24 protein-coding genes and 2 tRNA genes are annotated in these 23369 nt (G+C 54.0%); 18 read left to right on the top strand and 8 right to left on the bottom strand.

Annotated elements, in window-relative coordinates:
- Positions 1-167 precede the first annotated feature (167 nt).
- The 3 genes from PHT20_RS11080 (at position 168) to PHT20_RS11070 (ending at position 2533) form a co-directional block, all read left to right on the top strand.
- Positions 168-365 carry a hypothetical protein gene (locus tag PHT20_RS11080; protein WP_301020549.1) on the top strand — a complete coding sequence of 66 codons (198 nt, stop codon included), beginning with the start codon at positions 168-170 and terminating at the stop codon, positions 363-365.
- Between the two features lie 19 nt (positions 366-384).
- A complete protein-coding gene (gene argA, locus PHT20_RS11075) occupies positions 385-1734 on the top strand; it encodes an amino-acid N-acetyltransferase (protein ID WP_301020548.1) in 1350 nt (449 codons plus the stop codon).
- 94 nt (positions 1735-1828) lie between these two features.
- Positions 1829-2533 carry a mobilization protein gene (locus PHT20_RS11070; RefSeq protein ID WP_301020547.1) on the top strand — a complete coding sequence of 235 codons (705 nt, stop codon included), beginning with the start codon at positions 1829-1831 and terminating at the stop codon, positions 2531-2533.
- Between the two features lie 64 nt (positions 2534-2597).
- On the opposite strand, the gene PHT20_RS11065 is transcribed toward PHT20_RS11070, so the two are convergent.
- Together PHT20_RS11065 and PHT20_RS11060 are read right to left on the bottom strand one after the other, a co-directional pair.
- Positions 2598-3113, bottom strand: coding sequence for a disulfide bond formation protein B (locus tag PHT20_RS11065; RefSeq protein WP_301020546.1), 516 nt, complete (start codon positions 3111-3113; stop codon positions 2598-2600).
- Positions 3114-3117: 4 nt separating this feature from the next.
- Complete coding sequence (locus tag PHT20_RS11060; protein ID WP_223903793.1) at positions 3118-3348, bottom strand: hypothetical protein; 231 nt, start codon at positions 3346-3348, stop codon at positions 3118-3120.
- Between the two features lie 83 nt (positions 3349-3431).
- Between PHT20_RS11060 and PHT20_RS11055 the strand changes: the two genes are divergently transcribed.
- Complete coding sequence (locus PHT20_RS11055; RefSeq protein ID WP_300088230.1) at positions 3432-3704, top strand: oxidative damage protection protein; 273 nt, start codon at positions 3432-3434, stop codon at positions 3702-3704.
- Positions 3701-5485: an FAD-dependent oxidoreductase gene (locus PHT20_RS11050; protein WP_301020545.1), complete on the top strand. Its 1785-nt coding sequence runs from the start codon at positions 3701-3703 to the stop codon at positions 5483-5485. The genes PHT20_RS11055 and PHT20_RS11050 overlap by 4 nt, the downstream gene beginning before the upstream one ends.
- A gap of 19 nt (positions 5486-5504) precedes the next feature.
- Here the strand turns inward: PHT20_RS11050 and PHT20_RS11045 are convergent, their stop codons facing one another.
- Together PHT20_RS11045 and rpiA are read right to left on the bottom strand one after the other, a co-directional pair.
- Entirely contained in the window at positions 5505-6875 is a 1371-nt protein-coding gene (locus tag PHT20_RS11045) for a TrpB-like pyridoxal phosphate-dependent enzyme (protein WP_301020544.1), read from the bottom strand.
- 90 nt (positions 6876-6965) lie between these two features.
- Entirely contained in the window at positions 6966-7646 is a 681-nt protein-coding gene (rpiA, locus tag PHT20_RS11040; protein WP_301020543.1) for a ribose-5-phosphate isomerase RpiA, read from the bottom strand.
- Between the two features lie 65 nt (positions 7647-7711).
- Between rpiA and PHT20_RS11035 the strand changes: the two genes are divergently transcribed.
- Positions 7712-8812 (top strand): quinone-dependent dihydroorotate dehydrogenase, encoded by a 1101-nt coding sequence (locus PHT20_RS11035; RefSeq protein ID WP_300087920.1) that lies wholly within the window; start codon positions 7712-7714, stop codon positions 8810-8812.
- Positions 8813-8938: 126 nt separating this feature from the next.
- On the opposite strand, the gene PHT20_RS11030 is transcribed toward PHT20_RS11035, so the two are convergent.
- Positions 8939-9013: transfer RNA gene (locus PHT20_RS11030), tRNA-Val, on the bottom strand.
- Positions 9014-9147: 134 nt separating this feature from the next.
- On the opposite strand from PHT20_RS11030, the gene PHT20_RS11025 reads away from it, so the two are divergent.
- The 11 genes from PHT20_RS11025 to tolA all read left to right on the top strand — a co-directional run bounded on the left by PHT20_RS11025 (position 9148) and on the right by tolA (position 16175).
- A tRNA-Asn gene (locus PHT20_RS11025) sits at positions 9148-9223 on the top strand.
- A 108-nt stretch (positions 9224-9331) separates the two neighbouring features.
- Positions 9332-9703 (top strand): VanZ family protein, encoded by a 372-nt coding sequence (locus tag PHT20_RS11020; RefSeq protein WP_300087922.1) that lies wholly within the window; start codon positions 9332-9334, stop codon positions 9701-9703.
- 17 nt (positions 9704-9720) lie between these two features.
- Positions 9721-10356: a riboflavin synthase gene (locus PHT20_RS11015; protein WP_300087924.1), complete on the top strand. Its 636-nt coding sequence runs from the start codon at positions 9721-9723 to the stop codon at positions 10354-10356.
- Positions 10357-10373: 17 nt separating this feature from the next.
- On the top strand, positions 10374-11489 hold the full coding sequence (gene ribBA, locus PHT20_RS11010) for a bifunctional 3,4-dihydroxy-2-butanone-4-phosphate synthase/GTP cyclohydrolase II (protein ID WP_301020542.1): 1116 nt from the start codon (positions 10374-10376) through the stop codon (positions 11487-11489).
- Positions 11490-11521: 32 nt separating this feature from the next.
- Positions 11522-11995 (top strand): 6,7-dimethyl-8-ribityllumazine synthase, encoded by a 474-nt coding sequence (ribH, locus tag PHT20_RS11005; RefSeq protein WP_300087998.1) that lies wholly within the window; start codon positions 11522-11524, stop codon positions 11993-11995.
- Positions 11995-12525 carry a transcription antitermination factor NusB gene (nusB, locus tag PHT20_RS11000; RefSeq protein WP_300087996.1) on the top strand — a complete coding sequence of 177 codons (531 nt, stop codon included), beginning with the start codon at positions 11995-11997 and terminating at the stop codon, positions 12523-12525. The genes ribH and nusB overlap by 1 nt, the downstream gene beginning before the upstream one ends.
- A gap of 6 nt (positions 12526-12531) precedes the next feature.
- Positions 12532-13716 (top strand): pyridoxal phosphate-dependent aminotransferase, encoded by a 1185-nt coding sequence (locus PHT20_RS10995; RefSeq protein ID WP_300087994.1) that lies wholly within the window; start codon positions 12532-12534, stop codon positions 13714-13716.
- Positions 13713-14141, top strand: coding sequence for a tol-pal system-associated acyl-CoA thioesterase (gene ybgC / locus PHT20_RS10990; RefSeq protein WP_301020541.1), 429 nt, complete (start codon positions 13713-13715; stop codon positions 14139-14141). The genes PHT20_RS10995 and ybgC overlap by 4 nt, the downstream gene beginning before the upstream one ends.
- A gap of 28 nt (positions 14142-14169) precedes the next feature.
- Positions 14170-14862: a protein TolQ gene (gene tolQ, locus PHT20_RS10985; RefSeq protein ID WP_300087991.1), complete on the top strand. Its 693-nt coding sequence runs from the start codon at positions 14170-14172 to the stop codon at positions 14860-14862.
- A gap of 17 nt (positions 14863-14879) precedes the next feature.
- Complete coding sequence (locus tag PHT20_RS10980; RefSeq protein ID WP_301020540.1) at positions 14880-15299, top strand: biopolymer transporter ExbD; 420 nt, start codon at positions 14880-14882, stop codon at positions 15297-15299.
- A 9-nt stretch (positions 15300-15308) separates the two neighbouring features.
- Positions 15309-16175: a cell envelope integrity protein TolA gene (gene tolA, locus PHT20_RS10975; RefSeq protein WP_300087987.1), complete on the top strand. Its 867-nt coding sequence runs from the start codon at positions 15309-15311 to the stop codon at positions 16173-16175.
- A gap of 61 nt (positions 16176-16236) precedes the next feature.
- Here the strand turns inward: tolA and dnaE are convergent, their stop codons facing one another.
- Positions 16237-19800, bottom strand: a complete 3564-nt coding sequence (dnaE, locus tag PHT20_RS10970; protein WP_301020539.1) for a DNA polymerase III subunit alpha — start codon at positions 19798-19800, stop codon at positions 16237-16239.
- Between the two features lie 67 nt (positions 19801-19867).
- Here dnaE and PHT20_RS10965 point away from each other — a divergent pair, with 67 nt between their 5' ends.
- Positions 19868-20512 carry a response regulator transcription factor gene (locus tag PHT20_RS10965; RefSeq protein ID WP_300087963.1) on the top strand — a complete coding sequence of 215 codons (645 nt, stop codon included), beginning with the start codon at positions 19868-19870 and terminating at the stop codon, positions 20510-20512.
- Here PHT20_RS10965 and PHT20_RS10960 read toward each other — a convergent pair.
- Complete coding sequence (locus tag PHT20_RS10960; RefSeq protein WP_300087961.1) at positions 20485-22440, bottom strand: ATP-binding protein; 1956 nt, start codon at positions 22438-22440, stop codon at positions 20485-20487. The two genes, PHT20_RS10965 and PHT20_RS10960, sit on opposite strands and share 28 nt — an antisense overlap.
- Complete coding sequence (locus PHT20_RS10955) at positions 22437-23324, bottom strand: ABC transporter substrate binding protein (protein ID WP_300087959.1); 888 nt, start codon at positions 23322-23324, stop codon at positions 22437-22439. The genes PHT20_RS10960 and PHT20_RS10955 overlap by 4 nt, the downstream gene beginning before the upstream one ends.
- Positions 23325-23369 lie beyond the last annotated feature (45 nt).

Here is a 23369-nt window from a genome sequence, read left to right as displayed (position 1 = left end):
TGAAATAACCAACGGAGCCACGAAATCATGCACCCCTGGCTTCGCAAAAGCGCGCCAGCTGGGGTTCGATGGTTCCAGGCATGCGGTGAGCAACAGCACGGCATTAAGAAACCCAGCTACAGATGTACCCGTGCTACACTTTTTTAACTGTTTTTTAGAGCACAAACATGTCCAACTTAACCATCTCTGTGGGCAACGAGCTGATCCGGCAAGCGCGCATCAGAGCCACCGAACAAAGAAAGACAGTCAGTGCCCAAGTACGTGATTTTTTGACGCAGTATGTGTTTGGTACGACTACCACAGTGGCCATGACACGGCCACTTTCGATCATGATTTTGTTCACTTTTTACCCGCTAGCAGTCTGAAACTGTTGCCGCCCACGCCATGAGTTCTGTCTTTAACTTCACCTTCGTCCCCTGGTTCCGCTCGGTGGCGCCCTACATCCACAAATTCCGTCACCAGACTTTTGTGGTGGGCGTGTGTGGCGAGGCCATTGCAGCGGGCAAGCTGCCTAACTTGGCACAAGACTTGGCCCTGATTCAAAGCATGGGGGTCAAGATTGTGCTGGTGCATGGTTTTCGGCCACAAGTCAACGAGCAACTTTTAGCCAAGGGGCACACACCACGTTATTTCAAGGGCATTCGCGTCACCGATGAAGTGGCGCTGGACTGTGCGCAAGAGGCTGCCGGGCAATTGCGCTATGAAATTGAAGCCGCTTTCAGCCAAGGGCTGCCCAACACGCCCATGGCGGGTGCCACGGTGCGGGTTATTTCAGGCAATTTTTTAACGGCACGACCGGTGGGTATTGTGGATGGTGTGGACTTTCAGCACTCTGGTGTGGTGCGCAAAATTGACACAGCAGGCATCATGCGTTCACTCGACATGGGAGCGCTGGTGCTGATGTCGCCTTTTGGCTTTTCCCCTACTGGAGAAGCGTTCAACCTGACGATGGAAGAAGTCGCCACGTCTGTGGCCACCGCTCTGCAGGCCGACAAATTGATTTTTGTTACCGAAGTGGCTGGCATTCCTACCGACATTACCCAAGCGGTGAGTGACAACAACCCGATTGACACCGAGCTGCCTTTGGATGCGGCCGAAAAACTGCTGCGCGACCTGCCAGCTGCCGACAAACCCTTAGACACGGCGTTTTATTTGCAGCACTGTGTGAAAGCATGCAAAGGCGGCGTGGAACGCAGCCACATCATTCCGTTTGCAGTCGATGGCTCGATCTTGCTGGAGGTGTATGTGCACGACGGCATTGGCACCATGGTGGTGGATGAAAAACTGGAGAGTCTGCGTGAGGCCACGGTGGATGATGTCGGCGGCATCTTGCAACTGATCGAACCGTTCGAGAAAGACGGCACACTGGTCAAGCGCAGCCGCACCGAAATAGAGCGTGATGTGGGTCTGTACACCGTGATCGAGCACGATGGTGTGATCTTTGCCTGCGCCGCGCTCTATGCCTACCCCGAAGCGCGCACTGCCGAGATGGCCGCACTGACCGTGTCACCCGATGTGCAAGGCCAAGGAGATGGCGAGCGGGTGCTCAAACGCATCGAACAACGTGCCAAACTGGCTGGCCTAGACAGTATTTTTGTGCTGACCACGCGCACCATGCATTGGTTCATCAAGCGTGGCTTTGTGCAGGTAGACCCCGATTGGTTGCCAGAGGCACGCAAACGCAAGTACAACTGGGATCGCAAAAGCCAGGTACTGGTTAAAAAAATCACTTAGACACCGCGTCGTTGTATTTTTTGAGCATGTATCTTGCATAGATCATCACCGAGGCAATCCAGCTTTTCTTCAATTGATTTCACAGGAACATTTCATGAGCTCTCTTAATTTCATTGGTGGCGAAAAAGGTGGTGTGGGTAAATCCGTAGTGGCACGGGTACTGGCACAGTACTTTATTGACCATGATCAAGCCTTTATGGGGTTTGACACAGATCGCTCACACACCTCATTCACGCGCTTTTATGCAGACTACGCGGCACCGGTGCTGGTGGACAGCTATGAGGGGCTGGATCGTGTGGTGGGCATTTTTGAATCAGCACCAGAATCTGGCGACATACCACGCGTGATTGTGGACATGGCGGCACAAACTGCCACACCGTTGGCTCGCTGGATTCAAGACTCAGACTTGCTCGCGTTGCTGCAAGACATGGGTGTGCGGGTGAATTTCTGGCATGTAGCCGATGCCGGCAAAGATTCGGTAGATTTACTGGGGCGTCTGATTGAAACCTATGGTTCATCGGCCAACTACATCATTGTCAAGAATCACGGCCGTGGCAGCGATTTTTCTCAACTCGATGCCTCATCGGCCATGGCCAAAGCTGTGTCGCTTGGAGCAAAAGTGATCGACTTGGCTCAATTACATGAAGCCAGCATGCGGAAAATTGACCGCCAAAATGCCTCATTTTGGGCTGCCATTCACCAGCGCTCTGAACCTGATGCCTTGGGCATGTTAGAGCGCCAACGCGTGAAAAATTGGTTGAAGAAAAGCTACGAAGCTCTGGACACGCTTTCACTTTGAAAACAAAGCCCCATCAGAGCATGCAGGGGCTGATGGGCTGGCCGTTGCTTAACGGCTTAACGACTTAACGACTTCGCAAATTTTGTTTGATTAACAAAATTGCAAATAGGCCAATCAAGCAAAAGCTGACAAAAGACCAATTGGCGATGCTTCCGCCTAAAAAAGTCCAGTCAACGGCAGAACAATCGCCACTGCCTTTGAAAATCATGGGGATGGCACGGCCAATGGGAAAGTCTTCGATCATGCCGTAGAAATCTCGCCCGCATGTAGCTACCTCGGGCGGATACCATTGCAACCAGCTCTGTCGCGCAGCCACAAATGCACCGAAGACAGTTTCAAGAAGGATCAGCAATGTGCCCGATATTCTTAAAGGTTTTGAGACTGTAAGCGCCGTCAAAGCTGCGGTGGAAGCTATTGAAAAAAGAGCGTACCGCTGCACAATGCACATCGGACATGGGTTAAGGCCGAGGCTGTGTTGCAAATACAAGCCATAGCCGAGCATGCCCAAACAAACAGCACTCAGCAGAGCCAATGCCTGCCGGGCGTGCGTTTGAAGCGCGCCTAACGCGAACCGCCACATGGCATTATTTGGAGGCTTCGTCCAACGCCTTGCAAGACGGAGAACACACCGCTTGAGATTTACCCAAGATTTTTTTGGACACCATTTGCGACCTTGCGCGGTGTTTGCCACACAAAAAACACGACATGGTGGCGGCACCAAAAGAGGTGGCCGCAGTGAACGGAGAACCCGACACTTTGGATTTGTAACGAAGGCCGTCGGCCACGATTTTTGTTTTGGTATCTGCTTTTGCCATAGGTGGTGATTTTACGCCAGTCAGCCCAAGCCTGAGAAAGCTTGCTAAAGTCAACCTTTTGAACGTTAACGCAAGAGGTCAATATGGCACGCATGGTGAACTGCATCAAACTTGGACATGAAGCTGAGGGACTGGACTTTCCTCCCTACCCCGGCGAACTTGGCAAACGCCTGTGGCAGAGCGTGAGCAAACAAGCTTGGGCAGACTGGCTCAAACATCAAACCATGTTGGTGAATGAAAACCGCCTGAACTTGGCAGATGCCCGCGCTCGCCAATATTTGGCTCGGCAAATGGAAAACCATTTTTTTGGAGGGGGTGCAGATGCAGCACAAGGGTATGTTCCACCCAAGGTGTGAGCAACTTTGAAACAGCGCTTGGCACATTGCCACAGCAGGATGCCGCCCCTTGGTGTGTGCTGGACACCGCATTTGGTGCAGGCGGCAGATTTTTAGAGACCTGGCACAACTGGCTTCTAGCTGATCACCGCCCCAGGGTACTGCACTATGTCGCGCTGTGCACTGTGCCGCCCAGCGCCGAGCAACTGAATCAACAGGCGGTAGCTAAACCAGCCTTGGCAGCGCTGACGCAAGAACTCAGTCGTCATTGGCATGGGTTGTTACCCGGTTTTCACAGGTTTTTGCTGGCGCAGGGGCAGGTGATCTTGACGCTGTGTGTGGGCGAGCCCTTGGCACTGCTGAGGGCGCAAAGACTGCAAGCCGACCACATTGAATTGTGCATGCCAGAAAGCATGCCCACGGATGAGCATTGGTTTTTAAAAGCCATCGCTCAGTGCTGCCGTCGCGGCGCACGTTTGACACTTCATGCGTTAACCCCTATGCAGCGCATGCAAGTAAGGACTGGCCTGGGTTCGTTGGGGTTTCAGATGGAATCCATCGCTTCAAACGAAGTGGCCACAGGGTTAACTTGTGGCGGTGTTTTTCATCCTCCATGGCAGTTGAAAAAATCGCGCTCTGTTTCAGGTTCAGCCCCCTTGCCCGTGCAGCGGTGTGCCGTCATTGGCGCTGGGCTGGCGGGTGCCAGCGTAGCTGACGCATTGGCGCGCCGTGGCTGGCAGGTGACGGTGCTTGATCAAGCCCGAGCAGCAGCCATGGGAGCATCAGGGCTACCTGTGGGCTTACTGGCACCACACGTCTCGGCAGATGACTGTGCCCTGTCACGCTTGTCGCGCGCAGGTGTTCGGCTGATGTTGCAACAGGTAGCCCAACACCTGCAAATCAACCAGGACTGGGCACCCAGTGGCGTGTTTGAACGTCAAATTGGAGGCACTCCCAAATGCCCCACCACTTGGGCAACTCAATCGCAAGCATGGTCTACCCAAGGATACCCACAAGGGCATGAAAATTTGGGGGCAGGCCTGTGGCATGGCATAGGTGCCTGGGTCAAACCTGCGGCTTTGGTTCGTGCCTGGCTGTCGCAGCCAGGTATCACTTTTCAAGAAAATACCCAAATCGATGGGATGAACTGTGTCAATGGCGTTTGGCAGTTGGTCAACCCACTTGGTGAGTTGGTTTGTGAGGCAGAACGAGTGGTTTTTGCCAACGCCTGCGGAGCTTTCGAGTTGCTTGAAAAAATGAAGCATTCAGCGCTTTTAAATCAAGGGATAGAGCCTTGTTTGCCATCAAAGATGGGGATGCGTGGTTTATTGAGTTGGCAGTGGCACAGCACCGAGCCATCACACCGCTTCCCGCCTTTTCCCGTCAATGGCTCTGGCAGCATGATTCCGTTTATTCCAGTAGATCAGGGGCTGGCCTGGTTCATGGGTTCAACCTATCAACCAGACTCGCAACCAGAGCGCCATGACATGGACAACCACAGACAAAATTGGTTGCATCTTTCCCAACTGCTTGAACCTTTGTCGCGCGATGTGGCTGAATGTTTCAACACGGGCGCTGTGCAGACATGGAAAGGCACACGTTGCATCACCCGTGACAGGCTTCCTGTGGTGGGTGCGTTGGACACCTCAGAACAGCCCAGCTTATGGATTTGCGCGGGCATGGGCTCGCGGGGTTTGAGTTTTTCGGTGCTGTGCGCCGAGTTGCTGGCAGCACAAATGGGGGGTGAGCCCTGGCCAGTAGAGGCCAGGTTGGCGCGCTCACTGCAAGCGCTGCGCAGTTAGTGGCAGCGCCCCCCATCAATTACAACGGTTCAGGCACGCTGGGCAAACCCGCCAGTGCCATGGCCAGCTCACTTTCAGCATATTTTTCATCAGTCAACTCGCCGGCAAAATATTTTTGGTAAGCCACCATGTCAAAGTGACCATGGCCACACAAGTTGAACAAAATAGTCTCTGCTTTGCCCTCAGCCTTGCAACGCATGGCTTCAACAATGGCGCCTTTGACGGCGTGATTGGCCTCTGGCGCCGGCACAATGCCTTCACACCGGGCAAACAACACGCCCGCCTCAAAACACTCCACTTGGTTGTAAGCCACCGCTTCAATCAAACCCAATTCTTTGCAATGCGACACCATCGGCGCCATGCCGTGGTAGCGCAGGCCGCCCGCATGGAACCCGGGTGGTGTGAATTGGCTGCCCAAGGTGTGCATCTTGGTCAGCGGCGTCATGTGCCCTGTGTCACCAAAGTCATAGGCATATTTTCCGCGTGTGAGCGACGGACAAGCCGCAGGCTCAACCGCCACCATGCGGGGTTTGGCACCGCCCCGCAGACCATGCCCAATGAACGGAAAAGCTATGCCTGCAAAGTTGGAACCGCCACCGGTGCAACCCACCACTACATCTGGCCAGGCGTTGGCCATCTCCATCTGCTTCATGGCTTCCAGACCAATGATAGTTTGATGCATCAACACATGGTTGAGCACTGAACCCAACGCATATTTGGTGTCGTCGCGCTGCACCGCCAGCTCAACAGCTTCAGAAATGGCAATACCCAAACTGCCCGGGTGATCTGGATTTTTGGCCAACACCGAGCGCCCGTATACGGTTTCGTTTGAGGGTGAGGCCACACAGCGTGCGCCATAGGTTTCCATGACCGCACGTCGATAAGGTTTTTGGTCGTAAGACACCCGCACCTGAAACACCTCAACTTGCATGTCGTACAACGAACCAGCAAAAGACAATGATGTGCCCCATTGACCGGCACCTGTTTCAGTGACCAATCGCTTGGTACCCGCTTGTTTGTTAAAAAACGCTTGTGGCACAGCGGTATTGGGTTTGTGGCTACCCGCTGGGCTCACACCTTCGTATTTGTAATAAATTTTGGCGGGCGTACCCAGCGCCTTTTCAAGCCGGTGGGCACGGTACAACGGTGCTGGACGCCAAAGCTGATACACCTCGCGCACGGGCTCCGGGATTTCAATCTCACGTTCGGTACTGACCTCTTGCAGAATGAGTTCCATGGGAAATAAAGGCGCCAAATCAGCGGGACCCACCGGTTGCATGGTGCCAGGATGGAGCACCACCGGCAAAGGTTTGGGTAAATCAGCTTGCAAGTTGTACCAAAACTTGGGCATCTGGCTTTCTTCAAGCAAAAATTTGGTTTGTTGACTCATGATTGACCTTTCAAAAGTAGGCAATGAACAGTGTTTCAAGTATGCCGCTCCAGGCTACGCCGGGCAGAGCCGAATTAGGTGGGTTTACCCTTAAAACGTGAGCGTTTTAACCCCATCAGGTGTCCCTAACAAGCAAACATTTGCTTTTTGCAAAGCAAACACACCCACCGTGACCACGCCCGGCCACTGACTCACTTGAGTTTCAAACTGCACGGGTGAAGTGATATGCAAGTGGGTCACATCCACAATGTGCTGACCGTTGTCGGTGATCAAGGCATGGCCATCGCACATGCGAATCTGAGCCTGCGCGCCCATGGCTTGAAACTGGCGGATGATGCGCTGCTCGGCCATGGGAATCACTTCAACAGGCAAGGGAAAACGCCCAAGCGTGGCAACCAGTTTGGATTCGTCTGCAATGCATACAAACTGCTTGGACTGTGCCGCAATGATTTTCTCGCGCGTGAGTGCAGCACCACCACCTTTGATCATGTAGCCTTGATGGTCAATTTCATCAGCACCATCAATGTAAACAGAAAGTTCTTGAACTTCATTGGAGTCGAAGACTTGAATGCCCAATGCCAAGAGTCTTTCGGTGCTGGCATTCGAGCTGGATACAGCACCTTTGATTTGATGCTTGATACTGGCCAACGCATCAATGAATTTATTCACCGTCGACCCGGTGCCAACGCCCACAATTTCTCCTAGTACGACATACTTTAAAGCGGCAATGCCGACCAATGTTTTAAGTTCATCTTGGGAAATTGTGCTCATGACGACGGCCTTTCAGGAGTGAATCGGTGAAAATCAAAAATATCTAATAACTGAAGAATTATCTAATGTCGTTTGTTCCCTATGCTTTAACGCGTGCGGTTTTATTTGGGTTAGACCCTGAAGTCGCTCACGAATTGACCTTGAACACTCTGGCTCGCTCTCAACACTCGGTGTTGAGTCGGGTCTATCGCAACAGTTTTGTCAGTGATCCCATTGAGCTGGCCGGGCTCAAGTTTCCGAACCGAGTGGGCTTGGCGGCTGGACTGGACAAAAATGCACGCTGCATCGACGGGTTTGCAGCCATGGGTTTTGGCTTTGTGGAAGTGGGTACGGTGACACCTTTGCCACAAAGCGGTAACCCCAAGCCGCGCATGTTTCGCTTGCCTCAAGCGCAAGGCTTGATCAACCGGCTCGGCTTCAACAACGATGGGGTAGATGCCTTTTTGAACAATGTCAGAAATTCCAAGCTGTATCAATATCGACGCGATCACCCAGAACTTGCCCCCCCCATGCTGCTGGGACTCAACATCGGCAAAAACGCCTCCACACCTATTGAGCGTGCTACAGATGATTATTTGACATGCCTGAATGCCGTTTACCCTCATGCAGATTACGTCACGGTCAATATCTCCAGCCCCAACACCAAAAATCTACGTACGCTGCAAAACGATGATGCGTTAGATGCATTGCTGGGTGCAATTTCGGCACAGCGTGAACTTTTGGCTAAAGAACACAACAAACTGACACCCATTTTTTTAAAAATTGCACCTGACCTGGATGAAACTCAAATCACAGTGATTGCAAAAACATTGCGCCGTTATGGTTTGAACGATCAAGGAGAAGTCAACAATGCATGGGGCGTGATTGCCACCAACACCACTCTCAGCCGCGACGCTGTCAAAGGCATGCCACATGCAGATGAAGCTGGCGGCCTTTCGGGCGCACCCGTATTAGCCATGAGCAACCGCGTCATTGCGCAACTTCGTGCCAGCTTAGGTAAAGCGTTTCCGATCATTGGTGTGGGTGGCATCATGAGTGCAGCAGATGCCATGAGCAAAATTCGTGCAGGTGCTGATGTGGTTCAAATTTACACCGGCTTGATCTACCAAGGCCCCGACTTGGTATCAGAAGCAGCGTTAATGATAAAAAACGCTTCACACACCTGAGATTTGAAGATTTAGTGCGGGGTTCAAAAATTTAAATCACATGCGCCCTTGGTCGCATGTCTGGTTTCACTGATACGAACCAGAAATAAAAAAAGGACTTGGCAAAAGCGAAGTCCTTTAAAAATTTGGTGGGCGGTGCAAGTTTCGAACTTGCGACCCCAGCAGTGTGAATGCTGTGCTCTACCCCTGAGCTAACCGCCCTTTCCGTATTTGGAAAACGCATATTATGCCATCTGTTAATCACCAAACCCTCTGACAACCCTGAAGTTTTTTTAACTTTAATTTAGCTAGGTGTTGATAAATCAAAAAAAATGTGTCTATAATTTTGGTTCTGTTCCTCAATAGCTCAGTTGGTAGAGCGCCGGACTGTTAATCCGTAGGTCCCTGGTTCGAGCCCAGGTTGAGGAGCCAAATTACCTAAAAACAAAAAGCCCTGACGAGAAATCTTCAGGGCTTTTTGTTTTTAAGGGCATTCACTCAAATCCCCAACCTCTTTTAAAAGCACACATCAGATTGCCCATGAAGATGCACCTTATTTTTTGGAAGCGATCATTTTGGTTTCTATGGGTGCTGACCCTTTGCTTGTCGCTCATGCCAGCGAATCAAATTCCATCCCAACTCCATTTTTGGGACAAAGCTCAACACTCCCTGGGGTTTATCGCTCTCGGCTTTGTGGGTCTGTTGGCCTATCCAGGCCGAACTCAATCAGTTCTTTCAGGATTGGTGCTGTTTGGCTGCTTCATCGAATTGGCTCAGTGGCTTACTGGGTGGCGGTTTGGAGACTGGCAAGATTGGCTGGCAGACTGCTTGGGGTTAGCTGTAGCCTATGCAAGTTGGTACTTTTTGATCGTCAAAATGAAGTTGTCATTCACACAAAGCGCTCAAACTTAAACTGCGAAAATAATGACATGTTCACAGGAATCATCACCGGCATCGGCCGAATCACAACCGTTTCTCCTTTAGGTGAATCGTCAACACATGGCAAACGACTCACCATCACTTGCCCACCTTCATACCTTGATGACACGGCGCTGGGCGACAGCATTGCGTTGAATGGCGCTTGCATGACGGTCACCTCGCTTGATGTGGCCAATCAACAATTCACGGTAGACATCTCCGTCGAATCACTCAGCAAGACAGCGGGCTTGGCAAGCCTCGGGATCATTAATCTGGAAAAAGCTCTACGCGCCAATGACTTTTTAGGCGGGCACATGGTCTCAGGTCACGTCGATGGAGTGGGTAAAGTGAGTCGTTTTCAGGCAACCGGCGAAAGCTGGGAATTGCGCATCTTGGCGCCTCTGAGCTTGGCAAAATATTTGGCTTGCAAGGGCTCTATCACCGTCAACGGCGTGAGCTTGACGGTCAATCAAGTTGTCGACATGGCTGATGGCTGCGACATCAGCATCAATTTAATACCCCATACCGTTCAAAACACCGCGTTGCATGTGCTGCACGAGAGCAGCCTGGTCAATCTCGAGATTGATTTGATTGCACGGTATGTAGAGCGCATGCTGTCGACCTCTTCACTTACGCCAACACCTTAATTTTTACTGCTCTTTTCATGACAAAACTATCACCTGCAGCTATTTCACCCATTGAAGACATCGTGGCAGACATGCGTGCTGGGCGCATGGTCATTTTGGTTGACGAAGAAGACCGTGAAAACGAAGGTGACTTGATCATGGCAGCGGATCATGTCAGCGCTGAAGCGGTGAACTTTATGGCGCGTTTTGGCCGTGGTTTGATCTGCCTCACACTCACGCGCGAGCGCTGTGAACACCTGCAGTTGCCACCCATGACCGTACGCAATGGTGACAAAAAAGGAACTGCTTTTACGGTTTCCATTGAAGCGGCAGAAGGTGTCACCACCGGCATTTCAGCCGCTGATCGTGCCCGAACCATCCAAGTCACTGTGTCCCAAAATGCCAAACCGCTTGATTTGGTGCAACCTGGCCATGTGTTTCCACTGCAGGCGGTAGACGGTGGTGTGCTGATGCGAGCGGGTCACACCGAAGCTGGTTGTGATCTTGCTGGCTTGGCGGGTTGTACACCAGCAGCCATGATTTGCGAAATCATGAAAGACGACGGCACCATGGCGCGTTTGCCCGATTTGCAACTCTTTGCAGCCGAGCATGGTTTGAAAATTGGCACGATTGCCGACCTGATTGCCCACCGCAGTCGCACCGAATCATTGGTGGTCTCGCTCGGCACCCGTCCGCTCAAAACAGCATTTGGGGAATTTTCCGCACACGCTTTCAAAGACAAAACAGCGCACGGCGTGCATTTGGCACTGGTCAAAGGCACATGGTCGCCGGACGATGCAGTTTTGGCGCGCGTGCACGAACCCTTGTCGGTGCTTGACGCGCTTGAAATCGGTCGCACCATGCACTCATGGAGCCTGGATGCCAGCCTGCAGAAGGTCGCAGAAGAAGGCAGAGGTGTTGTGGTCTTTTTAAATTGCGGCGAAACCGGCAAACAACTCTTAGCCCAGTTTGATGGCACTGCCAAAGCCAGCCACGGCCCCGAGCGTGGCCGCATGGACTTACGCACCTATGGCATTGGTGCCCAAATACTGCGCGAATGTGGTGTACACAAAATGAGACTTTTGGGCAACCCACGCCGGATGCCCAGCATGCATGGCTATGGCCTTGAAATTGTGGGCTACGTGCCTGCCTGACTCATCAACTCTTCATTTTTGGGATAACGCATATGTTGAACGCAGACCAGGGTCATTTGAATACCCACGACACACGCCTAGATGGGAAAAAACTCACCATTGGGATTGTCCAAGCGCGCTTCAATTCCAGCATCACCAACGCCTTGGCTGACGCGTGCACCGCAGAACTCTTGGCACTGGGTGTGCCTGAAAAACACATCACGCTGGTACAAGTGCCCGGTGCGCTTGAAATTCCAGTCGCACTCATGGCCATGGCCGAAAAGCTTGAATACGACGCCTTGATTGCTTTGGGCTGCATCATCCGGGGTGAAACCTACCACTTTGAATTGGTTGCCAATGAGTCGGGGGCAGGTGTCAGCCGGGTTGCGCTTGACTACCAATTGCCCATCGCGAATGCCATTTTGACAACTGAAACCCTTGCGCAAGCCATCGAGCGACAAACTGACAAGGGCCGTGATGCAGCACGTGTGGCTGTTGAAATGGCCAACCTACTAGAGAGTATTTAATGAGCGTCTCAAGCCACCCCACCCCTTCCAAACGCCCGCCACGGCAGCCACGCAAAGGCTTGACCAGTACCGGTGTACGCAAGGCAGCCAGCAAATCTGACCGCTCGCGTTCCCGTGAATTTGCGCTGCAAGCCCTGTACCAAGTGCTGGTGGGCAAAAATGAAACTGAACTCATTGATGCCTTTACCCGCGATTTGCAAGGGTTTACCAAAGCAGATTCAGCCCATTTTGATGCCCTGCTGCATGGGTGCGCTGAGCAGGCGCAAGCTTTGGATGCCTTGATCTTGCCGTTGCTGGATCGACCCATGGCCGAAATTTCACCGGTAGAGCATGCTGCCATGTGGATTGGTGCGTATGAACTCAAACACTGCCTGGACATTCCGTGGCGTGTGGTACTCAATGAATCTGTGGAGTTGGCCAAGGAATTTGGCGGAACCGATGGCCACAAATACGTCAACGGCGTGCTCAACGCATTGGCACGCCAACTGCGCGAAGTTGAAGTTGCGGCTGATCAACACGCCACCCGTTGACCCTTGATGCGTGTTACCCAGCGCGCCCAGCGCATTGACCCCTTTTACGTGATGGAAATGGCCAAAGCCGCCAGCAACATCGCCTCTCAAATCGCTCACACCGACCGCCCCATGGTGTTTTTGAACATTGGCGAGCCCGATTTCACGGCACCAGAGCTGGTGCAAGAGGCTGCTGTCAAAGCCATCCGTGACGGGCTGACCCACTACACCCCAGCCACTGGTTTGCCCGAACTGCGCGAACGCATCAGCGCCTGGTATGCCTGCCACTTTGCGGCAGATGTGCCCGCCAGCCGAATTGTGGTGACCGCAGGCGCCTCGGCCGCATTGCAACTGGCTTGCCTGGCACTGATCGAGGCTGGCGATGAAATCCTCATGCCTGATCCCAGCTACCCATGCAACCGGCACTTTGTGTCTGCTGCAGAAGGTCGGGCCGTTTTGATTCCCACCACCGCGGCTGAGCGCTTTCAACTCAGTGCCGACAAAGTCAAAGCCGCTTGGACGCAGCACACCAAAGGTGTGTTGTTGGCCTCGCCATCCAACCCCACTGGCACCTCTATTTTGCTATCAGAAATGAAGCTTATACATGAGGTAGTACAAGCGCAAGATGGCATTTCAATGGTGGATGAAATTTACCTTGGTCTCAGCCATGACGCCCAATTTGGTCAAACCGCATTGACGCTTGATGACCAGATCATCAGCATCAACAGTTTTTCCAAATACTTCAACATGACGGGGTGGCGACTTGGCTGGCTGGTGGTGCCTGAAAAACTCGTGCCCGTGATCGAGCGTTTGGCACAAAACCTGTTCATCTGCCCCAGCACAATTTCTCAATACGCTGCGCTGGCCTGTTTTGAGGCCGAGAGCCTGGCCGAGTACGAACGCCGCCGAGCTGAATTCAAAGCCCGGCGCGACGATTTCATTCCCGCACTCAATGCGTTGGGCTTGACTGTGCCCGTGATGCCAGACGGCGCGTTCTATGCCTGGGCTGACTGCACTGCCGCCTGCCAAAAACTGGGTCTCAGCGGCAGTTGGGATTTGGCTTTTGAGCTGATGCACCGCGCCCATGTGGCGGTCACTCCTGGGCGCGATTTTGGCCAGGCAGACACCCAACACTTCATTCGCTTTTCTACGGCCAACGCCATGCCACAACTGCATACGGCCATTGACCGGCTGAAGGCTTTGCTGGCATGAGTCAGTTGGCGCCCATCGTCGAAACCTTCAACTGGCCAGTGCGGGTGTACTGGGAAGACACCGACGCTGGCGGCATTGTGTTTTACGCCAATTACCTGAAGTTTTTTGAACGCTCGCGCACCGAATGGTTGCGTACCAAAGACATTCACCAGCAGGCGCTGCGCGAGCGCACTGGCGGCATGTTTGTGGTGGGACATGCGGATGTGCACTACCTGAAAAGCGCCAAACTTGATGATGAACTCTGCATCACCACCACTTTGACCCATGCCGGGCGCGCCTCCATGACCATCTTTCAGCAGGCGTTTTTACAATCTCCTGCCCAGCGTGTGTTGCTGTGCGAGGCCACCATTCGGGCGGGTTGGGTCAATGCTGAATCATTGAAGCCTGAGCGAATTCCCGCACAAATTCTTGACGCATTGACCTGACCCCCTTTAGACTTTTTGACAAACCACCATGAACCAAGACCTCTCGATCATCCAACTTGTGTTGCACGCCAGTGTGGTGGTGCAAGCGGTCATGCTGCTGCTCATCACCGTCTCAATTGCCAGTTGGGCGGCTATTTTTCGTAAACTGTTTTCATTGGGCAAGGTCAAGCAGCTCAACGACAATTTCGAGCGCGAATTTTGGTCAGGCAGCAACTTGAACGACTTGTTTGCTGCAGCCACCCAAAACGCCCGCACGGCCGGCCCCATGGAGCGCATTTTTGCCAGTGGCATGCGCGAATACCAAAAACTGCGTGAACGGCGCATCACCGACGCCAGCACACTGATGGATGGCGCTCGCCGTGCCATGCGCGCCAGTTTCCAGCGCGAGATGGATGTGGTGGAAACCCATTTGAGCTTTTTGGCCTCCGTGGGCTCGGTCTCACCCTATGTCGGGTTGTTCGGCACGGTGTGGGGCATCATGCATGCGTTCACCGGATTGGCAGCCTTGACCCAGGTCACGTTGGCCAGCGTGGCGCCCGGCATTGCAGAGGCCTTGGTGGCCACCGCCATTGGCCTGTTTGCAGCCATCCCAGCGGTGGTGGCCTACAACCGTTTTGCCCGTGACATTGACCGAACAGCCATTCGCCTGGAAACCTTCATTGAAGAGTTTTCTAACATTTTGCAGCGCAATGTGGGTGCGCAAACACCTTCTGGTCACTGAGCCCTCAGGAGTCAACCATGGCAGCCATCGCCCACCGCGGACGCGGCAGACGCACCATCAATGAGATCAACATGGTGCCTTTCATTGACGTGATGCTGGTGCTGCTGATCATCTTCATGGTCACCGCACCGCTCATCACCCCCAGTGTGATTGACCTGCCCAGCGTGGGCAAAGCAAGCAAACAGCCGGATCAAGTGGTGCAAATCATCATTGGCAAAGACGAAGCCTTGCAACTGAAAATCAAAGACCAAACCAACAGCGTTGTTCTCAAAGCCCTTGCTCAGCAGGTCAAGCAAGTCCAAACCGAGGTGCCTAACACAGCAGTGGTGATCAGCGCCGACAAATCGGTCAAATACGAAGCCGTGGTCAAGGTCATGGACACCCTGCAGCGCGCGGGTGTGGCGCGGGTGGGTTTGTCGGTTCAAATGACCCCCTGATTTTTGCCCATGCAAGCCACCACCGACCGCCTTCAATTTGCCCCGCCACCCACCCCAGGGTTGCTGCGTGCGCTGGTTTTGGCGTTGTTGGCACATGGTTTGCTCATGGCCGCCTTGACTTGGGGCGTGCACTGGAGGCGAGACGCTCAAAACCTCAGCGCAGAAGCTGAACTCTGGGCCAGTGTGCCTGTGGCCGCAGCACCCGCGCTGCAACCGCCCCCGCCACCAGAACCCGTGCAAGATATCCCTCAACAAGCGCCCCGACCGGCACCGCCACCTGAGGTAGAAACCCCCAAAGTTGACATTGCGCTCGAACAAGAAAAGTTGCGCAAGCGCAAGCTCAAAGAACAACTTGCAGAACAAGAAAAGCGCAAAGCAGTCAAGTTGCTACAAGAAAAACGCCAAGCTGAAAAAGACAAACTCAAAGCTGAACAGCTCAAACAAGCGCAGTTGGACAAGGCGCAACGTGAGAAAGACAAAAAACAAGAGCAGTTGCAGGCCAAGCAGCTTGAAGCACAGCGGCAAAAAAATCTGCAACGCATGGCAGGCTTGGCAGGCGCCAGCGGCGGCCCAGCCGCCACGGGCACTGCCCTCAAATCTGCGGGACCTTCTGCCAGCTATGCGGGCCGCATCAGGGCACGCATCAAGCCCAACATCGTATTCACTGAAGACATTGCTGGTAACCCCAGTGCCGAGGTAGAGGTGCGCACCGCCCCAGAGGGCAGCATCATCTCGCGCAAATTGCTCAAATCCAGTGGCGACAAGGCTTGGGACGATGCCGTACTCAAAGCCATTGACAAAACAGAAGTGCTGCCCCGAGACACCGATGGCCGCGTCCCCCCCGAGCTGATCATCAGCTTTCGCCCCAAAGATTAGCTATTATTTAAATAGCTATTAGCGCTTTATTTATAAGCGCTAGAGGCCAATTTCTTATATATTATTCGTAAACAATTTCGGCCTGCCCAGGCCTGACTTGTGCCCACCAACTGGCCAGTGCGGCATCACTGGGGAAGAACTTGGCACGCTCACCCAGCTGAACCTCGGCACGGGCTGTGCCCTCTGCGCTGACACAGGTCAACTGCATGCGCACACCCAAACCACGCATCACATCCCCCTGCTCTGTGCTCTCTTTTTGAGCGGGAAAGTCGCGCAACAGCCGCGCCAGGTCGAGTTTTAAGCCCTGAGCGCCGGTTTCGCCGCTGACCCGCAGGTATTTGCCAAAACGACAGCGGGCTTGCGCCAGGCTCCAGAGCTGCGTCACGGTCAGCTGCATGCCACCCGAAAAGCGGTCTGGCTGCTGCTTGCCCATCACAATCACCAATTCGTCGTCTTTGAGCAGGTCTTTGTGGGCGTTGATCAGCGCCTCGTCGGCACGCGCCTCAATCACGCCCGAGGCATCATCCAGCTTGAACAGCGCCAGCTTGCCGCGCTGGCCGTTGATGACGCGCATATCGGTCACGATGCCCGCCAGCAACTGCGGTTCGCGGGTGTCGATCAGATCTGAAATGGCTCGCTTGGCAAAACGGCGCACCTCGGTGCGCACCTCGTCAAATAGATGACCAGACAAATAAAAGCCGACCGCCGTTTTTTCGAACGTCAACCGCTCTTTCACCCCCCAAGGGGTGGCTTGTACCAAGTCAGGCGCCTGGCTGCTGGAGCCATGGACATCATCGCCCCCCATATCAAACAAGCTGCATTGGTTGGCATTGGCCACCACCGCCGCGCCAAACTCAAACGCCAAGTCCACGCTGGCCAACAAGCTGGCACGGTTGAGCTCAATGGCATCAAAGGCACCGGCTTTGATCAGCGCCTCGACCGTGCGCTTGTTGATGCGCGCGCGATCAACCCGGGCACAAAAATCAAACAAACTTTTAAACGGGCCTTGCACATCGCCCTGCGGCCCCACGCCCCTGCCCTCACGCGCCGCCACAATGGCTTCAATGGCCTGCTGACCACTGCCTTTAACAGCGCTCAACCCATAGCGAATCACCTTGTCAGAGACCGGCTCAAACCGCCCCACGCCGCGGTTGACATCTGGCGGCTCAAAGGTCAAGCCCATCTTCAGGGCGTCTTCCATCAAGACCTTGAGCTTGTCGGTGTCGTCCATTTCCACCGTCATGTTGGCGCAAAAAAACTCGGCGCAGTAATGCACCTTGAGCCAAGCGGTGTGGTAAGCCAGCAGAGAATAAGCGGCGGCATGGGATTTGTTAAACCCATAGCCGGCAAATTTCTCCATCAAGTCAAAGATTTCGTCGGCTTTGTCTTGTGGAATGTCATTTTTGGCTGCACCGTCGCGAAAAATCTGCCGATGCCGCGCCATCTCGTCGGCGTCTTTTTTACCCATGGCACGGCGCAGCATGTCGGCACCGCCCAAGCTGTAGCCGCCCAAAATTTGCGCGGTTTGCATCACCTGCTCTTGGTAAACCATGATGCCGTAGGTTTCACTGAGCATGTCGGCCACCAGCGGGTGCGGGTACTCCACCACCTCGCGGCCATGTTTGCGCGCCACAAAGCTCGGAATCAAGTCCATAGGGCCGGGGCGGTACAAGGCGTTCAGGGCAATCAAGTCTTCCAGTCGGGTCGGCTTGGCATCACGCAACATGCCTTGCATGCCGCGCGATTCAAACTGAAACACAGCCTCGGTCTTGCCTTCTTGAAACAACTTGTACACCGCCATGTCGTCCAACGGCAAGTTCTCAAACGCAAACTGCGCTTGGCCAGGGTGGCGCTTGATGATGAATTCGCGGGCAATCTCCAAAATGGTCAATGTGGCCAAACCCAAAAAGTCGAACTTGACCAAGCCGACAGCTTCCACATCGCTTTTGTCATACTGACTGACTGCCGATGTACTGCCCGGCTGCTGGTACAAAGGGCAAAAGTCGGTCAACTTGCCGGGCGCAATCAGCACCCCACCAGCATGCATGCCAATGTTGCGCGTCATGCCCTCCAACTTGCGTGCCAGCTCCAGCAGCGTATGCACATCTTCTTCTTTGGCTTCACGCTCCGCCAAAATAGGCTCGGCCTCGGTGGCATAAACCAGTTTGTCGTCTTTTTTATGCCCTGGTGGGGGCAATTGCAACGTCACGGCCACACCCGGCTTGTTAGGAATGAGCTTGCTGATGCCGTCGCAAAAGGTGTAGCTCATGTCCAGCACCCGACCCACATCACGAATGGCGGCGCGCGCAGCCATGGTGCCAAAGGTGGCGATCTGGCTGACCGCGTCTTTGCCGTATTTTTCTTTCACGTAGTCAATCACACGGTCGCGGTTGCCTTGGCAAAAGTCAATGTCAAAGTCAGGCATGGAAACCCGCTCGGGGTTCAAAAACCGCTCAAACAGCAGGTTGTAGCGCAGCGGATCCAGGTCAGTGATTTTCAAGGCGTAAGCCACCAGGCTGCCTGCACCAGAGCCGCGCCCAGGCCCCACCGGGCAACCGTTGTTTTTGGCCCAGTTGATGAAGTCGCCCACAATCAAAAAGTAGCCTGGAAAACCCATGCCCAAAATCGTCACCAGCTCAAACTCAAGCCGCTCCAGATAGCGCGGCATCTCGGCTTCACGCTGCACTGGGTCGGGGTAGAGGTGTGCCATGCGCTCTTTCAGACCCTCGTGCGAGGCATACCTGAAGTAATCGTTGGCCTGCATCACCACCCCCTCCACGGGCGGAATGGGAAAGTTTGGCAACTGCGGCTTGTTCAACACCTGGCTCAAGTTGCAGCGCTTGGCAATCTCCACACTGTTAGCCAAGGCCGAGGGCACATCGGCAAACAGGGCCTGCATCTCGGCACTGGTTTTGAAGTGCTGGTCGCGGGTAAAACGGCGCACCCGGCGCGGGTTGGCCAACATTTCGCCTTCGGCAATGCAGACCCTGGCCTCATGCGCTTCAAAGTCGTCTGGCGCTTGGAACTGAATCGGGTGCGTGGCCACCACCGGCAATTGCAGGCGCTGCGCCAATTGCACAGCGCCTGCCACCTGTGCCTCATCTTCCATGCGCCCCGCACGCTGCAGCTCAAGGTAAAAACGGTGGGTGAACACACCTGCCAATTGCAAAGCTGCATCCATGGCGCGCGGCTCATCGCCTTGCAACAAGGCTTGCCCCACCGGGCCAGCCTGCGCGCCCGAGAGGCATATCAAGCCCGTTTGCAGCTCTTTAAGCCAGGCCAAAGTCACACTGGCCTGCGTTTTGTTGGCGTTTTGCGTCCAGGCACGCGCCAACAGCTCTGCCAAATTGAGGTACCCCTGACGGTTTTGCACTAACAACAGCACGCGGGAGAGTTGATCGGCATCCTTGCCCAAGCCTTCCAGCCAAACCTCCGTGCCCAACAAAGGCTTGACCCCGCGCTTGCGACCTTCTTTGTAAAACTTGACCGCGCCAAACATGTTGCTAAGGTCAGTGATGGCCAAAGCCACCTGTCCATCTGCCGCCGCAGCTTTCACCACTTCATCGATTCGGGTGGTGCCGTCGATGACGGAAAATTCAGTGTGCAGGCGTAAGTGAACAAACATGGGCTTCTAGTAATATGTTGAGGATGAATTGTAAGAAGACCTTAGGGCTGATATTTTGAAAATCCTGATGGTAGACGATCACGCACTGGTACGAGAAGGCTTGTGCCAAGTGCTCAAGGGACTCACCCCAGATGAGCCCACGGAGGTGCTGCAAGCTGCCAATTGCGCATCGGCTTTTGCCATGGTCAACACCCATCCAGATTTGGATTTGGTGCTGCTTGATTACCAACTGCCAGATATGACCGGGTTGGCAGCCTTGGCTGTGCTGGGTAAAAAACACCCTGAACTCCCCATCGTCATCCTCTCTGGTTCGGCCAATCCCAGCATCATGCAACAAGCCTTGGCAATGGGTGCGTCTGGCTTCGTGACCAAGTCTGGTCGCAGCGAGGAGTTGCTTTGCGCACTGCGACAAGTCTTGAACGGCGAGATTTATGAGCCCAGTTGTTTTTCGGCGTTTCATGATGACATGGGGCTATCTGGCGCCCCCAAACCCAGGCAAACACCCGTCTTCAGCCCCAGACAGTTGGAAGTGTTGCAACTGTTGCTCGATGGCTTTACCAACCGCGAAATAGCGAACAAACTGTTTGTGGGTGAGGAAACCGTCAAAACCCATGTCACCACCATCATGCGTGCCTTCAACGCCAAAACACGCACCCAGGCTGCCACAGAGGCCACCCGGTGGGGTTATCGCAAGTCTTCTTCAATGGGTTGATGGCTCAACAGTCGCCGCAAGAGGGAACGCAACTTGGCCGGACGCACTGGTTTGTGCAGCAATGTCAGTCCTGCCGCCTTGGCCGCCAACATCAGCCCGGCATCTGTGTCGCCACTCATCAAACAAGCAGGCACTTGGTTGCCCAGTTGGGCGCGCAGGGCTTGCACCACCTCGATGCCGTTTTCGCCATCCAACAAGCGGTAATCACTCAAAATGAGAGCCGGTTTGAGATGCTCTTGAAGCAGCATCTGTGCGTCTTTCAGGCTTTGCGCTTGATGCACCGTAAAACCCCAGCCTGAAAGCAAACCAGACAAGGCGGCACGGACCAGCACGTCGTCTTCAATCACCAAAATTTCACCAGACTCTGGCACATTGGGCACGGCAAGCTCTGCCGGCTCAATAGTCTCAGCCAGCATGTTGGGGTTGACCACCGGCAGCGTCAAAGTAAAACGCGTGCCCATGCCCAACCGGGAAGTCAAAGTCACTGGCACGCCTAACAAATCCGCCGTGCGCTTGACAATGCTCAACCCCAGGCCCAAGCCTTTGTGGCGTTCACGTGCGGAGTTGGCCACTTGAAAAAATTCTTTGAACACCTCTGTTTGATGCTCTGGCGCAATCCCTACGCCGCTGTCCCACACTTGAAGCTGCACCGTTTCGCCGCCTGGCAGCCATCGGCAAGCCACCAACACCCCGCCCTGATCGGTGTAACGCAGTGCATTACTCACCAAATTCAACAAAATGCGGTAGAGCAGTACGGCGTCACTCAACACCCAGACCGGACTGGTGCGAATACGCAAACGCAAGCTCTTTTGAATGGCCGACTGCTGCAAATCATGTTGCAGTTGGTTTAACAAACCAGCCAAAGGCAAGGGTGCCAGTTTGACCTGCACCGCCTGGGCTTCCAAGCGCGAAATATCCAACAAACCATCCAGCAGGTTTTGCATGGCTCGCACCGACGCATCTAGACTGCCAATCAATTCACGCGTTTGGGTGTCATGCGGCAATTGAGCCAGGCGCGATACAAACATACCCAAGGCATGCGTTGGCTGACGCAGATCGTGACTGGCTGCAGCCAAAAACCGAGATTTGGCTTGCGTGGCAAGCTCTGCCTCCTCTTTTTTCTCACGCAATGCATGCGTAGCGACAGCCACTTGGTGCTCCAGGTCTTCACGGGCAAAACTCAACCGCTCGGCCATTTGACGCAAGTTTTCTTGCAAATCTCGCAACGGGTCTGAGGCCGAGACAGCCACTTGATTCAAGTCAGAGGCAGCAGAGAAATCTCCACGTCCAATGCGCTCAATCAGCTGTGTGACACGCAAAATGGGGCGAATGACACCCTGACTCAAGCGCGCTGCCAACAACAAGCCAAACACCAGACCAGCAAAACTGATCAAACCACCCAACAGCAGCATGTGCTGTTTGCGCTCACTGACCGTTTGGCGCGAGAACTTCACCACCACTTGCCCCAGTTGCACCGGTAAGCCATCGGGCGGCAGGGCTGCGTCGTTGTACAAATCATCAAGCTTGAGGCCACTGGCGAACACGGGTTGCGCCAACACATCAAGCTGCCGCTGGGCATCGTATTTTTCGGTTTCAACGGCACTCACGGACGTGAAAGAAATGTCAGCTTGATCTCCAGCACTGGCCAAAATGCGGCCATCCTTGTCCAACACAGCTGCCCAACGCACATCTTGCTCACGCATGGCGCCTTGCATCACCGATTGAAGCTGGGTTTGGTTGGCTGAAAACAACCCATACTCACTGGCCAGTGCCAACTGTCGGGTGATTGACCGAGTGCGCTGAAGGTAAGACTCTTGCATGTCATCAAACCTCGCCACCAAAAACACCACACTCAGCAACACACTGACCAGCATCACCGGCAACAAGGCGGCCACCAACATGCGTTGGCGAATGTCAAGCGGCTTCATGGCAAGCCCTCCCAACGCCGCACCTCTGCGCGCAAAGCTTTTGCATCCAAACTAAGGTTTAATGAACGTGCCACATGCGCATTGATACTGACCTCAAAATCGTTCGATTCCAAGGGGTGCTCTGGCATGCCTTTGCCCGACAAAGCTTGCAACGCAACAGCCGCGGCTTGGGCGCCAATGTGTTGTGGCGACGCATGCAAAGCCAACAAAGCCCCGGCTTGCACATAAGCAGGTGAAAACGCCACCACCGGTACCCGGGCACGAAAGGTGGTTAAAAGCAAATTTTGAATGGTGTTGCTGTTAAACACATTGGGGTCTGCCACCGCCAAGAAAACATCGCAATCGTTCAGTACTTGTTGCAATTCAGCAAACATGTTCTGCGGGTCAGACAAGCCCGCCTCGGCTAGCATAAACCCTTGCGCTGCAGCCGCAGTGCGCAACGCTGGTGCTTTTGCCCATGAGTCAGCCCCCCAAAGGACGCCAATGCGCTTGGCCTGGGGCAAGGCCAATCGAATCAAAGCCAATTGCCGACTCAAACTTTGATCTAAATAAATAGCAGAAAAGCTTCTTGAAGGTTTTCGCTCAGTGCGACTCAAGATGCGCTCAAAGCTGCTGCGGGGAATCAGCACAGACAAAACATTGGCATTGGTTTTAGCCAAGGCCTCTGTCGCTTTGACACCAAGCGTGATGTACAAAGTTGTACTTTCCACGGCCACAGATATTGGTGAAAACGACGCTACTGAGGACATTCCAATGTCTTGCGCCGACACCCCTCCCGCCTTCAGTTCGGAAATCAACTTTTGCTCTGTTTCCTTGAACGCCGCGGTGCTGTCACTGCTGACAATCACCAGCTTCTTGACCAGCAGGGTGCCAGACAGCGTCAAGGTACTCAGCTGACCAAGCACTAAGCTGAGCGCATAGCGCCTGGA

This window comes from Rhodoferax sp. (assembly GCF_028715765.1).
Classification (GTDB): domain Bacteria; phylum Pseudomonadota; class Gammaproteobacteria; order Burkholderiales; family Burkholderiaceae_C; genus Rhodoferax.
The sequence above is the reverse complement of the archived record's forward strand: the minus strand, read 5'-3'. Positions and strand labels throughout refer to the sequence as shown.

What these genes read in the sequence shown, in the direction of transcription:
- dnaE (WP_301020539.1), bottom strand. Translation starts at nt 19,800, where the DNA reads ATGTTTGTTCACTTACGCCTGCACACTGAATTTTCCGTCATCGACGGC.
- tolQ (WP_300087991.1), top strand. Translation starts at nt 14,170, where the DNA reads ATGAACCAAGACCTCTCGATCATCCAACTTGTGTTGCACGCCAGTGTG.
- nusB (WP_300087996.1), top strand. Translation starts at nt 11,995, where the DNA reads ATGAGCGTCTCAAGCCACCCCACCCCTTCCAAACGCCCGCCACGGCAG.
- PHT20_RS11070 (WP_301020547.1), top strand. Translation starts at nt 1,829, where the DNA reads ATGAGCTCTCTTAATTTCATTGGTGGCGAAAAAGGTGGTGTGGGTAAA.
- PHT20_RS11055 (WP_300088230.1), top strand. Translation starts at nt 3,432, where the DNA reads ATGGCACGCATGGTGAACTGCATCAAACTTGGACATGAAGCTGAGGGA.
- ribH (WP_300087998.1), top strand. Translation starts at nt 11,522, where the DNA reads ATGTTGAACGCAGACCAGGGTCATTTGAATACCCACGACACACGCCTA.
- PHT20_RS11020 (WP_300087922.1), top strand. Translation starts at nt 9,332, where the DNA reads ATGAAGATGCACCTTATTTTTTGGAAGCGATCATTTTGGTTTCTATGG.
- PHT20_RS11045 (WP_301020544.1), bottom strand. Translation starts at nt 6,875, where the DNA reads ATGAGTCAACAAACCAAATTTTTGCTTGAAGAAAGCCAGATGCCCAAG.
- PHT20_RS11060 (WP_223903793.1), bottom strand. Translation starts at nt 3,348, where the DNA reads ATGGCAAAAGCAGATACCAAAACAAAAATCGTGGCCGACGGCCTTCGT.
- ribBA (WP_301020542.1), top strand. Translation starts at nt 10,374, where the DNA reads ATGACAAAACTATCACCTGCAGCTATTTCACCCATTGAAGACATCGTG.
- rpiA (WP_301020543.1), bottom strand. Translation starts at nt 7,646, where the DNA reads ATGAGCACAATTTCCCAAGATGAACTTAAAACATTGGTCGGCATTGCC.
- ybgC (WP_301020541.1), top strand. Translation starts at nt 13,713, where the DNA reads ATGAGTCAGTTGGCGCCCATCGTCGAAACCTTCAACTGGCCAGTGCGG.
- PHT20_RS11015 (WP_300087924.1), top strand. Translation starts at nt 9,721, where the DNA reads ATGTTCACAGGAATCATCACCGGCATCGGCCGAATCACAACCGTTTCT.
- PHT20_RS10980 (WP_301020540.1), top strand. Translation starts at nt 14,880, where the DNA reads ATGGCAGCCATCGCCCACCGCGGACGCGGCAGACGCACCATCAATGAG.
- argA (WP_301020548.1), top strand. Translation starts at nt 385, where the DNA reads ATGAGTTCTGTCTTTAACTTCACCTTCGTCCCCTGGTTCCGCTCGGTG.
- PHT20_RS11080 (WP_301020549.1), top strand. Translation starts at nt 168, where the DNA reads ATGTCCAACTTAACCATCTCTGTGGGCAACGAGCTGATCCGGCAAGCG.
- PHT20_RS11065 (WP_301020546.1), bottom strand. Translation starts at nt 3,113, where the DNA reads ATGTGGCGGTTCGCGTTAGGCGCGCTTCAAACGCACGCCCGGCAGGCA.
- tolA (WP_300087987.1), top strand. Translation starts at nt 15,309, where the DNA reads ATGCAAGCCACCACCGACCGCCTTCAATTTGCCCCGCCACCCACCCCA.
- PHT20_RS10995 (WP_300087994.1), top strand. Translation starts at nt 12,532, where the DNA reads ATGCGTGTTACCCAGCGCGCCCAGCGCATTGACCCCTTTTACGTGATG.
- PHT20_RS10965 (WP_300087963.1), top strand. Translation starts at nt 19,868, where the DNA reads ATGGTAGACGATCACGCACTGGTACGAGAAGGCTTGTGCCAAGTGCTC.
- PHT20_RS10960 (WP_300087961.1), bottom strand. Translation starts at nt 22,440, where the DNA reads ATGAAGCCGCTTGACATTCGCCAACGCATGTTGGTGGCCGCCTTGTTG.
- PHT20_RS11035 (WP_300087920.1), top strand. Translation starts at nt 7,712, where the DNA reads ATGTCGTTTGTTCCCTATGCTTTAACGCGTGCGGTTTTATTTGGGTTA.